This is a genomic window from Pseudomonas sp. AC136, assembly GCF_979258585.1.
Genome location: NZ_OZ409865.1, coordinates 4,754,760 through 4,769,520, shown reverse-complemented (window position 1 = coordinate 4,769,520; position 14,761 = coordinate 4,754,760). Strand labels below are relative to the sequence as shown.

Sequence of the window (14,761 nt, the reverse complement as noted above, 5' to 3'; positions counted from 1 at the left end):
CTCCTACAGGTAAAACGAAAAAGCCCGGCATTTGTGCCGGGCTTTTTAATGGGCGACGGTTTTAGCTCGCAAACAAATACGCCTCAACATCCATCCCCGCATCGCGCATCTGCGCCAGCTTGTAGCGCAGGGTGCGCGGGCTGATGCCCAGACGTTCGGCGGCTTCCTTGCGACGACCACGTTCGGCGCGCAGGGTGTCGATGATCATCTGGAATTCGTGCCGGCGCAGGTCATCGCCCAAGGCGCCGCTGTCGCTGCCTTCGTCGTTGATCGGCAACACGGCGTTGCCGCTGCTAGCCGGTGTGAGTGTCGGCGTTGGCAAAGGCGCCAGGCCGATGGGACCGCTCAGGCACAGGTCTTGCGGCTGAATGACGCCGCCCTGCTGCAAGATCAGCGCGCGCTGAATGGCGTTGTCCAACTCCCGTACGTTGCCCGGCCATGGGTAACCGGTCAGCGCGCGTTCCGCCTCGGCCGATAAGCGTGCCGGGGCGTGGTTCATTTTCTTCGCGTGCTTGGCCAGCAGGCGTTCGGCGAGCGGCAGGATGTCGGCGGTACGCTCGCGCAGGGGACGCCAGCCCAGTGGGAATACCGACAGGCGATAGAACAGGTCTTCACGGAACCGCCCCGCCGCCACTTCGCCGGCCAGGTCGCGGTTGCTGGTAGCCAGCACGCGGATGTCCAGATCAATTGGCTTGCGCGCGCCCACGCGTTCCACTTCCCGTTCTTGCAGTACGCGCAGCAGCTTGGCTTGCAGGCCCAGCGGCATCTCGGAGATTTCGTCGAGCAGAATGGTGCCGCCTTCGGCCATTTCGAACTTGCCCGGCTGCGAGGCGACGGCGCCAGTAAAAGCGCCCTTCTCATGACCGAACAGCGTGGCTTCGAGCATGTTGTCGGGAATGGCCGCGCAGTTGATGGCAATAAACGGTTTGCTCGCGCGCGGTGACTGCTGGTGAATGTAGCGCGCCAGCACTTCTTTGCCGGTGCCGGATTCGCCGGAAATCAGCACCGTGGAATCGCTCTGCGCGACGCGCTTGGCCAGTTCCAACAGTTGTCGGCTGGCAGGTTCCAGCGCCACCGGACCGTCACCTTCATCTTTACCGACGCGGCCAAGCGCATGGCGCTCGACCAGTTCGAGCAGCGCTTTGGGCTCGAACGGTTTAACCAAATAATCCGCCGCGCCGCGGCGCATGGCATCGACCGCGCGCTCTACGGCGCCAAAGGCGGTCATCAGCAGCACGGGCAATTGCGGGTAACGGCTGCGGATCAGGCCCAGCAACTGGTGACCGTCCATGCCGGGCATGTTGACGTCGCTGATGACCATGCAGAACGACTCGCGGCCCAACGCCGTCAGTGCCGCTTCGGCGCAGTCTACGGCGCAGAAATCGTGGCCGCCGATCACCAGGGTGTCGGCCAGTGCTTCACGCAGGGCGCGGTCGTCTTCGACCAACAGAACTTTGCTCGCCATGGTGGTTACTCCTGAGAAGTCCGTGGGGCCACTGCGATCAGCGGCAATACCAAAATGGCGCAGGTGCCGCGGCCGGGGCGCGAGCGCAGCAGCAATTCGCCCTGGTGAGCGCGGGCCACCGCCTTGACGACCGCAAGGCCGAGACCGGTGCCGGTGGTTTTGGTGGTGAAAAAGGGTTCGCCCAGGCGCGCCAGGGTGGTGGCGTCGATGCCGGGGCCGTTGTCGCTGATGCACAGGCGCAGGCTCTGGCCACGTACATAGAAATGAACCTTGAGACTCGCCTCGCGGCCAGCGGCTTGAATGGCGTTTTCCACCAGGTTCAGCACGGTGCCGACCAAGGTGTCGCGGTTGCACAGCAGCTCGCCGGTATGGGCGTCGCACTGCCAGCGCACGTTCATGCCTTGCACATGGGGCTCGGCGGCGGCACGCAGCGCTTCGTAGAGTTTTTTCGGCGCCAGGCGATCGGGCATCGGCAGTTCGCCACGGGCGAACACCAGCATGTCGCGCACTTGGTGTTCCAGTTCGTGCAGACGCTCCTTCAAGCGGCTGGCGAAACGCTGCTGCTGATCGACCGGCAGAACTTGCTCGGTCAGATGACTGGCGTAGAGCAAGGCGGCGGAAAGCGGGGTGCGAATTTGGTGAGCGAGTGAGGCGACCATACGGCCCAGCGCCGACAAGCGTTCGTGGCGAGCCAGTTGGTCTTGCAGCTGACGGGTTTCTGTCAGGTCGTTCAACAGCACCAGTTGGCCGGGCTCGGCCGAAAGCGAGCGGGTGGCGATAGAGAGGCGGCGACCGTTTTTCAGCGACACTTCGTGGCCGTCGTCTTTGCGCGGGGCGAAGTTGCGGGCAATCACTTCGCGCCAGAGCATGCCGACCAAGGGCTTACCGAGCAGTGCACAGGCCACCGGGTTGGCCTCGCGCACCACGCCTTGGCCGTCGATGACGATGACGCCGCCGGGCAGCACATCAAGCAGGCTTTGCAGGCGGTGCGCCAGGCGCTCCTTCTCGGCCAATTCCTGCATGCGCTGCGCGCTGACCAGCGCCAACTCGCCCTTGAGTTCGGTAACCCGCGCTTCCAACAGGTTGTAGGAGTCACTGAGCTGCGTCGACATTTGGCTGAACATGGCGAACGCCTTCTCAAGCCCTTGGCGGCTGGAGGCCTCGATGTCGTTAGCAGCAGTGCTGGACGTTGGGAGTGCGGTTTGCTTCATGGTTCTCTCTCACCCGGTGAGCCGTCATAAGACGGTCAGTCGAGAGAGAACTAGCAATAGCCGTGCCTAAAAAAATATCCTTATTTTTCAAGGCACTAGTTTGAGGGGAGGAAATTTCGCGTCAATCATCCGACTGTTCGTCATCATCCCGACGACTCATGCCGTACTTACGCATCTTCTCGACCAGGGTGGTACGACGAATGCGCAAGCGCTCAGCAGCACGGGCCACCACGCCACCGGCATCGTCCAGCGCCTGTTGGATCAGGCCCTGTTCGAGATTGCCGAGGTAGTCCTTCAGGTCGAGCCCTTCAGGCGGCAGCATGGCGGTGGTTTCCGGGCCGGACATGTTGCTGTTGAAGGAGAAACGCTCTTCCAGGTCGTCGCGGACGCTGGTGGCCTGTTGGTCGTGCTCGTCTTCAACCTGACGGAATTTCTTCGGCAGCTCGAGCACCCCGATCACGCCGTAGGGATGCATGATCGCCATGCGCTCCACCAGGTTCGCCAGCTCGCGCACGTTGCCAGCCCAGTCGTGGCGGCACAGCGACATGATGGCGGCGGAGTTAAAGCGGATGGAACCGCGCTTCTCCACTTCCATACGCGAGATCAGCTCGTTCATCAGCAGCGGAATATCTTCCACGCGCTCACGCAGCGGCGCCATTTCGATGGGGAACACGTTGAGGCGGTAGTAGAGGTCTTCGCGGAAGGTGCCCGCTTCGATCATCGACTCCAGATTCTTGTGCGTGGCGGCGATGATGCGCACGTCGGCGCTCTGGGTTTTGTTGCTGCCCACGCGCTCGAAGGTACGTTCTTGCAGCACGCGCAACAGCTTGACCTGCATCGGCAGCGGCATGTCGCCGATTTCATCGAGGAACAGCGTGCCGCCGTTGGCCAGTTCGAAACGCCCTGCCCGGCTGGTGATGGCGCCGGTAAACGCGCCCTTCTCATGGCCGAACAGTTCACTTTCCAACAGCTCAGCCGGAATGGCGCCGCAGTTAACGGGAACGAACGGCGCGTCGCGGCGCTTGGAGTGGTAATGCAGGTTGCGCGCGACCACTTCTTTGCCGGTGCCGGATTCGCCAAGAATCAACACGCTGGCTTCGGTGTCGGCCACTTGCGACATCATCTGCCGTACTTGCTGAATGGCGCGGCTGGTGCCGACCAGGCTGCGGAACAGGTTCGGCTCGCGGGCCCGGGCGCCGCGCGCCTGGTCGTACATTTCGCGGTAAACCTGGGCACGGTGCAGGGAGTCGAGCAATTTGTTGTAGCTGGGCGGCATTTCCAACGTGCTCAACACACGACGGCGCACGTCTTCGGGCCAATCTGCTGGCGCGGCATCGCCCACCAGCAAGATGGGCAGTTGCTCATCCCAGGCAGCAAGTTGTTTGAGTAATTCGAGGGAGCCACCTTTGCTGGTGACTTCGCCGAGCAGCACGCTCAGCACGTCGCGCGGGCTGTCGAGCTTGTCGACCGTCTCCCGCCAGTTCTGGCTTGTGCAAGCCAGATGTTCTTCCCCGAGGAAATTTAGAATTACCGCCAAATCGCGGCGGCGTTCGCTGTTGTCATCGACCAGTAAAATTTTGGTTTCACGCCACATAGTGTCTGGTTCTGATCCGGGGTGTGAAGAAAGCGTCCATCGCAACCACGATAAAATGACGCCAGCAATTGGCCACTAGTAGAGTCAATTTTTTGTACGCAGTCAATTTTATGACGTGTTTTTTTCTACCCAGTTCAACCAGGTAGCACATTGTCTTGAGAATTAACGCAGAGGTTTGTAGCTAACTCCTCTGAACGAAAGGTTAGCTACAAAATTTTGACTAGCCAAACATCTGATAGATTTTGGCGCTTTGATTGGATTTGACCAGCACAGTCAGCTCTTCGCCAACCGCTTCACGCTTGCGTACACAGGCTGCCGTCAGGTGGCGATACACCTCGACCAACGCTTCCATCTGCTCACGCAGGGCTTCTTCGATACCGGTGCTGTCGGCCATTGCGGCACTCACCTGCTCGCGGCACGAGGTGTCCAGCGCGCCGATACGTTCCCAATCTTCCTGTTGAAAGGCGTCGATCAGGGCCAGGCGGGTACTTTCGATTTGTTGCAGCATGGAATTCGCCATTTCGTCGTCCTCACCCACCTTACGGTGCAATTGCATCCCAGCCGGACTTCACTTCACGCAGCAAACCCGACACTTCAACCAGTGGCGCTGGGTCGTTGCTTTTGTTCGCTTCCAGCATGCGGGTGATCATGTATTCGTAAACGCGGTCGAGGTTTTGTGCGACCTCGCCGCCCTTGCCCATGTCCAGACCTTCACGCAGGCCGCCCACGATACCGATGGCTTTGCTGATCAGCTCGCCTTTCATCGAGGCCTGGCCGCGCGCCATGGCGCCTTGGGCTTGAGCCAGACGCTCAAGACCGCCCTCCATCAACATCTGGATCAAACGATGGGGAGTTGCTTCAAACACTTGAGACGACACGCTCACTTGCTTGTACTGATTCATCGCCGCCATCGCTCTCATTTTGCAAACCCTCGTGAACCGTTGTTTCGATATTCAAGCTATCGGCGGGTTTCGTGGGAGCTTTAAGCCCGTCCGTACTTTTTCTTCATCAAAAAAAGCTATCGGCCGGGCGAGAATTAGCGGGACTTAATTCTTCTTGACCAGGCCAGGCAGGTTGTCCAGCTGCGACATGAGGCCGGTGCTGGTGTTGGTGAGCTGCGAAACCAGGGCGTCCATGGCGTTGTACTGTTTGTACAAACGCGTCTGCAACGCGGTCATGCGCAGATCCAAGTCTTCCTGCTGCTTATCGAGACTGGTGATGGTATTGGAAAGTTGCTCGGTGCGCTGCTGCAGAATTCCGCCACCATCGGTGTACGGTTTGAGCTTAGACGTAAGCCGGCTCGCTAGCCCGTCGTCGCCGGTGAAATAAGCGGCGACGCCTTCGTAGTTTTCGCTGATCGCGGTATCGAGCTTGGCGCTGTTGACCTCCAGCGTACCGTCCGTCTTGGTGGTGATACCCAGATTAGCCAAGGCCGAAATGGCGCCGCCGTTATCCTGGTTCGATACCAACTCACTGCGGATCGAACTGACCAGCGAGCGCGCCGTGGAGTCGCCAGCCAGCCCGGCTACAACCGGGTTGCTGTTAGCAACCGTGGTCACTTTAGTCAGCGAATTCACGGTGCTCATCATTTTGTTGTACGCGGTGACGAAGTTCTGCACGTTGGCTTTCACCGCCGACGTGTTATCGGCGACGTTGAGCGTCAGTGGCTCGTCGGCTTTGGTAACGCCGGTCAGCTTGATGGTCACGCCATCGATGGCTTTGTCGACGGTGTTCGAATCGCTCACCACTTCCAGCCCGTCGATCGTCAGCTTGGCGCTCGACGCAGCGGCCAGGGTTTTACCGCCCTTGGCTACGGCGGCGTCGTACTCGGCGGGCGTGGCGAACGTCGTAGGATCCAGCGTAGCGCCGGGGAAGGTCAGGTCTTCGAGCGAGGCATTACCTGTACCGGTGCTGGTGCCGGTCATGGTGATGTCGTTGCCATCACCCATCTTGGTGCTGCTCAGAACCAGGCGCGAACCCTGGCTGTCGGTGACGATGGTGGCGCTCACCCCGGCGGTTTTGCCTTGGGCATTGATGGCGTCACGCACACCGGCAAGGGTGTTGTTGGTGCTGTCGACATTGACGGTCAGCGCTGTGTTGCTGCCGACTTTGATTTCCAGCGAACCGGTGTTGAATTTGGCAGTGCTGCCGCCACTGATCGCCGCAGAAGCAATTTTGCTGCTGCTGGCCAGTTTCGACACTTCGATTTTATAGCTACCCGCGATGGCACTGGCGCTGCCAGTGGCGCTAAGCGCGGTGGTGTTCGTGGAAGTCGCCGATTTGGACAGGAAGCTGGTCGGGCTGTTGAGCAGCGACAGGGCGGTTTGGAACTCGCTCACTGCGCTCTTCAACGAACCGAGCGAGGTCAACTTGGTCGTTGTTTTGGATTCGAGCTTATCGATCTGATTCTGCTTGGGCGCTTTCTCCGCCGCCACAGACGCCTTCACGATATCGTCAATATTTACGCCCGAACCAATGCCAGTTACACCAGCCATCTCGCACCTCCGTCAAAAAAACGTCCCGAATTCCCTATGGGAACGGGTATGGCGAGTTGTACTCAAGAACCGTACCAACTCACGCTTTAGCCTCGAACATGAGGCTGCGAATGTCCTCTAGGCGTTCAGCCAGCTTGAGCAATTCCTCGGAAGGAATCTGCCGCACCAACTTGCCTGAGTCCGTATCGATAACTTTGACAACAACTTCGCCGCTTGAGTCATCGACATTGAAATTCAAACCACGCTTAACCGTTTGCACGAAGGACTGAATGTCAGCAACTGCTGCATCAATACTTCCACTGTCGGCCTGAGCGTCGGAGCTTGTATCCGCACTTGCAGCGGACGCCGTCTGTTTTGCAGCCTGCTGAGCAGACCCTACCGGCACTTGCCCGTCACGAGCTTGTCTGGGCAGAGCGGCAACCGACGTGATATTGGAAACATCCATTTTAGACACCTCACAATGGCCAAATGGGAGGAAGGGTCATCCCCTTCCTCCCACCGATTTTGGCGTCTCTTTCTGCGTTATTGCAGCAGACTGAGAACCGACTGTGGCAGTTGGTTAGCTTGAGCCAGAATCGCGGTACCAGCTTGTTGCAGTACTTGGTTTTTCGACAGCTTTGCAGTTTCAGCAGCGAAGTCGGTGTCTTTGATCCGGCTACGAGCAGCGTCAGCGTTCTCAGAGATGTTCTGCAGGTTGCTGATGGTGTTGTCGAAGCGGTTCTGTACAGCACCGAGGTCCGCACGCTGAGCATCGATGTTTTGCAGTGCGTTGTCGATTACAGCGATTGCACGTTGAGCGCCGTCAGCGGTGGAGATATCCACATCCGAAACGGTGTTCAGGTCGGCAGCCTGGTCGCCAAACACTTCAGTCGAAGTACCGGTGAGGGCGTAGGAGTTCGGCGAGTTCAACTCGACGTACCCGATCGCTTTACCGCCAGCGGCACGCACATCGGTTTCGGCGCTGAAAGTACCGTCAGAACCTTGTGCAGCCAGGTTGATGGTACCGGTCGACGAAGCAGAGTCAGCACCGAAGACAATGTTTTCACCAGTGGCCGAAGTAATGGTCACTTTGTCAGTTTTCGAATCGTAGTTCGCAGTTACGTTCAGCTTACCGGCGTTCGAGTTGATCTGATCAGCCAGACCTTTGGAGTCAGTCACACCTACGATGGCAACCGATTGGCTACCCACGCTCAGCGAGAAGCTGGCAGCGCCGGAAGTGATGTTCACGTCAGCCTGTACAACGTTACGAGCCGAAGCGCTGAGGCCCGAGATGGCGCCGTCGAACTTGCCAGCAATCGATTTAGCGCTGTCGCCGGAGGTTACGGCTACGTCTTTGGTTTGACCGCCACCAACAACGGTGATGGTGTTAGCCGAGAAGCCAGCGCCGCTTGCTGCGATGCTTGCAGACACAGTGCCACCAGCAGCCGAAGCGCCGGCGCTGTCAGTGCTTGCGCCGCCACCGATCTGGTACGAACCCAGCGAGGTAGCAGAAGCATTTTTCAGCGAAACGTCGATGGTTTCGTAAGCGTTGGAACCCACTTGGAAGCTAGTGGTACCGAACGAACCGTCGAGCAGTTTGCGACCACCGAACGTGGTGGTGTCAGCAATACGGCTCAATTCAGCTTGTTGGGCCGATACTTCTTTTTGCAGAGCGGCACGGTCGGTGTCGCTGTTCGAGCCGTTGGCTGCCTGGATGGACAGGTCGCGGATACGCTGCAGAATGTTGGTCGACTGTTGCAGCGCGCCTTCAGCGGTTTGCGACAGAGAGATACCATCGTTGGCGTTACGGGTCGCTACGTTCAGGCCGCTGATCTGGTTGGTCAGACGGTTAGAGATCTGCAGACCGGCAGCGTCGTCTTTGGCGCTGTTGATGCGGTTACCGGTGGACAGACGTTGCAGCGAGGTATTCAGCGAGTTGGACGAAGCGTTCAAGTTGCGCTGAGTGTTGAGCGATGCAATGTTCGTGTTAACTGTAAGTGCCATTTGGGCGTCTCCCGAGTACCTAGTATTTGCCTGAGCTTGCGACGTTCAGGGCCTGCAGCTCAGGCGCCCCTAGAATTCGCATTCGAAGTGTTTATCGGCGCTAGTTCTTGGAGCTTTAGCAAAATTTTCAAAAATTTTGCTGGCTGCTTGCTGAACCGGTGCAAACCGCTTCCACACTTTCTGTATCGGCACAGGCCGCAGAACTAAAGGGCTCGATGAAAATTTTTGCACGTGGCCAAGCCATCTCCAGCGCCTCGCTTACCCACCCAGCCGTTTAAGTGACGCCAATTTTCAAACAAAACCGGCACTTAGCCATCCTGGCGATCGGGCTTACTGTTTTCTGACGCGAATAAAAAAGGGGCTATCACCGCTGTGAAGCCCCTTCCAAGTACCGCGATGAGTCTAGTCGGGCATCCAGGCTTTCGCCCAATTGCGCACATTCTCGCCTTCGAGCATCCAGTCGCGACGAATAATGGTCTGCAAGTCATCGCCCATTTTCGCCGTTGCATCCAGGTCAGCCAGGTGCATGCGAATGGCGTCCATCCAGTCTTTGTAGCGGTTTTTCACCCGCGTCACGGGCAAGTCGCCGCGATAGCACACGGCATCCGTGCAGATCACCGGGAAACCGAGGAAGCCGTACTCAAGGAGTCGCAGATTACTCTTGCAGTCGTTGAACTGGTTCTGCTCCAACGGCGCCAGCGCCAGGTCAAGGTTCAACGAGGCAAGAATCGTCGGGTACTTGTCGATGGTCACGCCTGGGTAGTACTCGGTCACGTAGGGCCGCAACTTGTCCGGGCACAGGCCAAAGAACACCCATTCCACTTCATCCGCCAGATCCCGCACCACATCGGCAATCAGTTCCAGATCGCCCGTGTGCCCTACGCCGCCGGCCCAGCCGACTCGCGGCTTGCGCCCAACGCGGCGCTCGCTGTTCAAACCGTTCCACCAGTTGGTCGGCAGCCGGTTCAGCACCACGCGAATATCGTCATGCATGCCGGTAAGTGCTTCCGCCAGCGGTTGGGTCGACACCACGAAGCGGTCGACCAGCGTCAGCGCCTTGCGCAACGAGCGCAGTACGTCTTTGGGCATGTCGGCGCGGTGCACGCTTTTCAGCGGCAGGTTGGGCAGGTAGTCGTCCAGCTCGTACACACGGAAGGCGTTAGACAGCTGCTTGATCTCGGCCATCGACTCCAGCTGCGCATCGGTGACCTGGCGCTGGAAGATGATCACATCGCTCTGGAACCGCTCCAACTCCACCGGATGCAGCAGGGTTTCGCTGATGACCCCGTCCGCCACGCCCTCGCGCTGCATGGCGGTGAACGGCTGACGCACCCGGTAATGCCCGCAACCGCCACGATCGGCCGGGTGCACCAAAATGCGCGGCAGCGGCGCCCGCACAAAGGGTTGCCAGGTGGCGCCACGAATCGGATCCAGCTCGAAGCCTTTATTGGCCAGGGTCAGGTTCGGGTTGTAGGCCGGGTCGCGAGCCAGCAGCGGCAGCCACTTCTGGTACATCGCCGCCTGTTCGCTGCGGAAGCGCTTGAGCTTTTGTTCCTGCGCCAGGGTTTCAACGCCCGACTTCTGGCTGACGCTGCCCTCGTGCAACAGCACCGAGTAAGGCGTCCACACGCTCAGGTAGCCGGCTTCGCGCACCTTCAGGCACAGGTCGACGTCGTTGTAGGAAACCTTGAACACCACCTCATCCAGCCCGCCAACCGCGTCGTACACCTCTTTGCGGATGATCAGGCAAGCGGCCGTTACCGCCGAATAGTTCTGCGCCACCAACAGGCGCTGCATGTAACCGGCGCTGTCGCCGGCGTCGCCAAGGAACGGATGGTCCGCCGGCCCGCTAAGCCCCAGCACCACACCGGCGTGCTGAATATGGCCGCTGGGGAACAACAGCTTGGCGCCGACGATGCCCACTTCCGGGCGCCGCGCGTGGTTGAGCAATTCGTCCAGCCAGTCTTCACGCAGAATCGCCGTGTCGTTGTTCAGCAGCACCAGATACTCGCCGCGCGCGACAGCGGCGGCCGCGTTATTAATAGCCGAGAAGTTGAACGGCCCTGGATAACGCACCACCCGAATCTGCTCGCTGTTCAACTGCTCGATGCCGGCCAGCCAGGCTTTGGCTTCTTCGGTTTCGCTGGCGTTGTCGATAATCAGCAGCTCGTAATTCGAGTAAGCGGTTTTCTCCAACAAGGTTTCGACGCAGCGTTGCAGCAACGCCAACTGGTCTTTGGTGGGCACCAAAATGGAAACCAGCGGCTGCTCCGGGTAGTCGTAGCGAATGCGGTTGAAGCCCGGCAATACGCCTTCTTGCATCGTGTGCGGCACGCCGAGACGGTCGAGGTGTTCGCTGACCACCGCTGCCGAATGCAGGCGCACCTCGTCGCTGGCCAGCCAGCGCGCGAACGGCACCGCGCTGTGGCACAGCACCTCAGCGATATGGCCGACGCTGTCCAAGCCGAAAGACTCGGCGCAACGCAGCTGAAAGTCCTGCAAGGCCAGGCCGTCGAACTGGAACCGCAGCCCGCCCAATTGCTCCAGTGCCTCGCGGGCAATAAACAGCGAGCGCCCGGTGTACGGGTAGCTGCGCAGCAAATCGAGGTTGAAGTCGGGTTTGAAAATCGGTGAGTGCGCGCCCTGCTCGCCACTGGTGTCCTCGTCGCTGTAATAGCAGCCAGTCGGCGCGGCCACGGCACGGTCCAACAACAATGCCAGCGCGTGGGGTTCCAGCGTATCGCCGGCCGGCAGCAGATACAGCCAATCGGCCGTGCTACTGACGGCGGCATCGTTCATCTGCTGCCAGTCGCCAGTCACCACGCGGTGCGGCGCGCCGTGCTGTTGCGCGGTCAGGCTGTCGACCGTCGCTTGCAGTGCCGCCGGTTCGGTGCCCGGCAATGCCAGCACCAGCACCTCGATGCTTGGCACATACGCATCTTGCAAGCGACGCTCGAAGGCGGCGAGCACCTGCGGCGTCAGCGTGTGCAAGTAACCGAACGTAGGCTGGCCCACGGCCTTGTTGCTCATTTCATCGACCAGACTTTGCAGAAACTCGCCGCGCGCTTGCTCAACCGGCGCCTCGACGCCCTGGCCATGACGGCCGTACAAGCGCCGGAACAGCTCGGGGAAATTCTTGCGCTCGCGCACGCTCATGCGCTGCTCGGGGCTTTCCTGGCGGATATGCACTTGCACGGTTTGCGCTTGCACATGTTCAACCGGATAACGCGCCGACAGTTTCAGCAGCATGTCCCAGTCTTCCAGCGCTGGCAGCTCAACGTCGAAACCGCCCACTTCATCCAGCCACTGGCGCGGGTGCGACCAGGCGTTCACCGGAATGAAGTTCTGCACCAGCAAGTTGTCGCGCGAGAACGGGCCGTGCTGCGACGAAGATTGCCGCGAGATCTCCTGGCGCTTGCCGCCTTCCAGCGTTTCCAGCACGTACAGCGTGTCGGTGTACACCAAGCGTGGGCCTTGCGCGTGAGCCTCGGCGTGGCGCTGCAAATGCTCTGGCAGCCACATGTCGTCGTCGTCGAGGTAGCACAAGTAGGCGCCTCGAGCCTGGCGAATGCCGCAGTTACGCGCGTTCGACAGCCCGCCGTTACGCCCCAATGCCAGATAGGTGATGGGGAAGTCGTAGCCCTGCAGCACATGCTCAACCGGCGCGCCGGCATCGTTGATCAGAATGACTTCGAAGTCTTTGAAGGTTTGCGCGCTAAGACTGGCCAGCGCATCGACCAGCAGATCGGCGCGGTTATAGGTGGTGAGAATGATGGAGAAGGTCGGCCCCTGTTCCCCCGCCTTGACCGCGCCAGGGCCGGCCAACGCCGTTTCAATCGCCTGACTGCGCGCCTTGAAGCGCGCTTGCACCTCGGCTGGCGCGCTCTGCATACGCTGGCGATACAGCGCCAGAATCGGCCCGGCCGCCGCGATCATGCGCGGGCGCACGGCGGGGTCGGCCAGGTTCAGTTCGAGAATTTCGGTGTGTTCGGCCAGCGGCTTGTCGCTGCCGTAGAAGCTGTTGGAAATCTGCCCGCCATGCACGCGGTAACCCACGCTGGGCTGACGCAGAAACACAAAATCCGGTGCCAGCCGCGCCAGGCGAATCCACAACTCCCAATCGCCGGCGAGCATGTCGCTGCGGTGAATGGTGCCGTCGGCCTGGGTGATTTGCGCCAATACGCTGCGGCGCAGCATGACTGCCGAGGGCGTGATGTAGTTGTCGTAGCTGAGCAGGTCCACCACTTCATCGCGCCCACCCGAATAGGACTGCGAGCGATGACCGGGATGTTGTGCGTAGTGGGTGATGGTGCCGCGCTCGTCGATCCAGTTGCACTGTGTGTAACCGAGGCCAGCGTGCGGCGTGCGGTCCAGAGCGGCCACCAAGGAGGCCAGGTGGCCGGGATACAAGACGTCGTCCGAGCCCAGCACCACCACATAACGGCCGCTGCCAGCGGTGACGCATTTGTTGTAGTTGCCGGTCATGCCGAGGTTCTTGGCGTTGACCTCGTAATAAAAGCGCGGGTCTTCGGCGTAGCGCTGCAAGATCTCGACGCTGTTGTCTTTGGAGCAGTCATCGAATACCAGTACCTCGAACGTCACGCCCTGCTGGGCGAGGATCGAGTCGATGGTCTGACCGATAAATGCACTGTTGTTGTACGACATGACGGCAACGGTTACATCCACGGCATTGTGTTCCTCGGCAAACAACGCCTGCGCCCCATGCTGGGCCTGACGCTGGTGATTCAATTCGGCGAAAAATGCAGCGGCTTCGGCGTCCCGGTCGACCGGCACATCAGCCATGCGCGCCTGGCGTACCGGCGCATCGGCGGCTAACCAGTTCTGCAATTTTTCAATGGGGATTTCCACGTTCCAGTGGAATACCACGGAGTGGGTGCCGGGCTGGCCAACTACCGGCAAATAAACCAAACGCACGCCAACAGCGGCCGCCAAGGCGTGGAAAAACCAGTACCACATCTGCGCGTTGTCTTGGATAAGCATCACCAGCGTGCTGCCGCTGGGCATCCACAGCAGGTTGGCAGCCGCCGCGCCGGAGCCGAGCACCGCCAGTTCCATTGATGACAACAGTGCGACCTGCTCGGCGAACGTATGGGTTTCCGGCTGAATCAACGCAAAGCCGTCCGCGCGCAGCGCCTCGGTAAGCGCTTGCTGGTTGACGATGGTGCGACCGTTTCCGCCTGGCGGGCGAATCAGGTACGTCTTGCCATTGTCGCGGTGGGCGCGCGGCACACGCGCTTTGATGTAATTGGCCATCCAGGCGATGGCGCTGGGGAACACCTGATACTCGTCACCGGCATACACGTACCCGGCGCGCGGTTCCCAGATATCGGCGCTGTCAGAGAAGTGATACAGCACGCCCACATCGCAGGCCTGGCCGGCGGGCACGCAGACGGTTTGCTCGCGCGGCCAGAACAGCGCCAGTGAATCCATGATCGAGGCAGGCAAGCCCGCCTCTACCAGCACCACGGTTTGCGCGTCGAACGCGGCTTGGTTAATCCAGAAAAAACGCGCCAATTTTTCGCTCAGCCAGTGCGCGTAGTTGCCATTTTCCCAGCCGAAAAATGAGATGGCATGGGCCACCTGCAACGGCTCGCCAGCGCCTGCATAAAAGGCGCAACGACCGTCGTCAGTCAGCTTCAATCCATGCTTTTCGTACCAGCCGACGTTGAGCCGCTCGCGGTTATCAAACGCCACGTCACAGACGTATTCGCCGTTATCGATATCGGCGATGCCTGCCATGCCGGCCACCAGCCGTACCTGATGAAACTCGGCGCTGTACTGGGCGTAGGTGGTTTGCGGTGCGCGGCGAACATTGGCGGGGATGGCGAAATCGACCATCTCCAACGGCGCGGGCGCCCAGGCCGTCGAAGGCGCCAGTTCCAGCAAATGGTTGCGGCCCTTGGCGGCGCGCGCAGGAACCAGCGCGGCGCTGGCAAATGCACCTTGCAGGTGACTCCACCGGGAAGGTGCAGTAGCAGACATGGATGAAACT

General features: G+C 60.1%; 9 protein-coding genes. All 9 read right to left on the bottom strand.

Annotated elements, in window-relative coordinates:
* Positions 1–61: 61 nt before the first annotated feature.
* Positions 62–1,465, bottom strand: coding sequence for a sigma-54-dependent response regulator transcription factor FleR (gene fleR / locus ACZZZU_RS21335; RefSeq protein WP_463551743.1), 1,404 nt, complete (start codon positions 1,463–1,465; stop codon positions 62–64).
* A gap of 5 nt (positions 1,466–1,470) precedes the next feature.
* Positions 1,471–2,676: a sensor histidine kinase gene (locus ACZZZU_RS21330; protein WP_463551742.1), complete on the bottom strand. Its 1,206-nt coding sequence runs from the start codon at positions 2,674–2,676 to the stop codon at positions 1,471–1,473.
* A 121-nt stretch (positions 2,677–2,797) separates the two neighbouring features.
* Positions 2,798–4,270, bottom strand: a complete 1,473-nt coding sequence (locus tag ACZZZU_RS21325) for a sigma-54-dependent transcriptional regulator (protein ID WP_463382072.1) — start codon at positions 4,268–4,270, stop codon at positions 2,798–2,800.
* A gap of 220 nt (positions 4,271–4,490) precedes the next feature.
* Positions 4,491–4,790 carry a flagellar protein FliT gene (gene fliT, locus ACZZZU_RS21320; protein ID WP_122451749.1) on the bottom strand — a complete coding sequence of 100 codons (300 nt, stop codon included), beginning with the start codon at positions 4,788–4,790 and terminating at the stop codon, positions 4,491–4,493.
* A gap of 19 nt (positions 4,791–4,809) precedes the next feature.
* Positions 4,810–5,190 (bottom strand): flagellar export chaperone FliS, encoded by a 381-nt coding sequence (fliS, locus tag ACZZZU_RS21315; RefSeq protein ID WP_122492518.1) that lies wholly within the window; start codon positions 5,188–5,190, stop codon positions 4,810–4,812.
* Between the two features lie 126 nt (positions 5,191–5,316).
* Positions 5,317–6,765 (bottom strand): flagellar filament capping protein FliD, encoded by a 1,449-nt coding sequence (gene fliD / locus ACZZZU_RS21310; protein WP_122492519.1) that lies wholly within the window; start codon positions 6,763–6,765, stop codon positions 5,317–5,319.
* Between the two features lie 79 nt (positions 6,766–6,844).
* A complete protein-coding gene (locus tag ACZZZU_RS21305; RefSeq protein WP_122492520.1) occupies positions 6,845–7,210 on the bottom strand; it encodes a flagellar protein FlaG in 366 nt (121 codons plus the stop codon).
* Between the two features lie 77 nt (positions 7,211–7,287).
* Positions 7,288–8,748, bottom strand: coding sequence for a flagellin (locus tag ACZZZU_RS21300; RefSeq protein WP_122492521.1), 1,461 nt, complete (start codon positions 8,746–8,748; stop codon positions 7,288–7,290).
* Between the two features lie 402 nt (positions 8,749–9,150).
* Complete coding sequence (locus ACZZZU_RS21295) at positions 9,151–14,751, bottom strand: glycosyltransferase (protein WP_463551741.1); 5,601 nt, start codon at positions 14,749–14,751, stop codon at positions 9,151–9,153.
* Positions 14,752–14,761: the final 10 nt, after the last annotated feature.

Coding starts and splice junctions, on each gene's coding strand:
- fleR (WP_463551743.1), bottom strand. CDS start 1,465: ATGGCGAGCAAAGTTCTGTTGGTCGAAGACGACCGCGCCCTGCGTGAA.
- ACZZZU_RS21300 (WP_122492521.1), bottom strand. CDS start 8,748: ATGGCACTTACAGTTAACACGAACATTGCATCGCTCAACACTCAGCGC.
- ACZZZU_RS21295 (WP_463551741.1), bottom strand. CDS start 14,751: ATGTCTGCTACTGCACCTTCCCGGTGGAGTCACCTGCAAGGTGCATTT.
- fliD (WP_122492519.1), bottom strand. CDS start 6,765: ATGGCTGGTGTAACTGGCATTGGTTCGGGCGTAAATATTGACGATATC.
- ACZZZU_RS21325 (WP_463382072.1), bottom strand. CDS start 4,270: ATGTGGCGTGAAACCAAAATTTTACTGGTCGATGACAACAGCGAACGC.
- fliT (WP_122451749.1), bottom strand. CDS start 4,790: ATGGCGAATTCCATGCTGCAACAAATCGAAAGTACCCGCCTGGCCCTG.
- fliS (WP_122492518.1), bottom strand. CDS start 5,190: ATGAGAGCGATGGCGGCGATGAATCAGTACAAGCAAGTGAGCGTGTCG.
- ACZZZU_RS21305 (WP_122492520.1), bottom strand. CDS start 7,210: ATGGATGTTTCCAATATCACGTCGGTTGCCGCTCTGCCCAGACAAGCT.
- ACZZZU_RS21330 (WP_463551742.1), bottom strand. CDS start 2,676: ATGAAGCAAACCGCACTCCCAACGTCCAGCACTGCTGCTAACGACATC.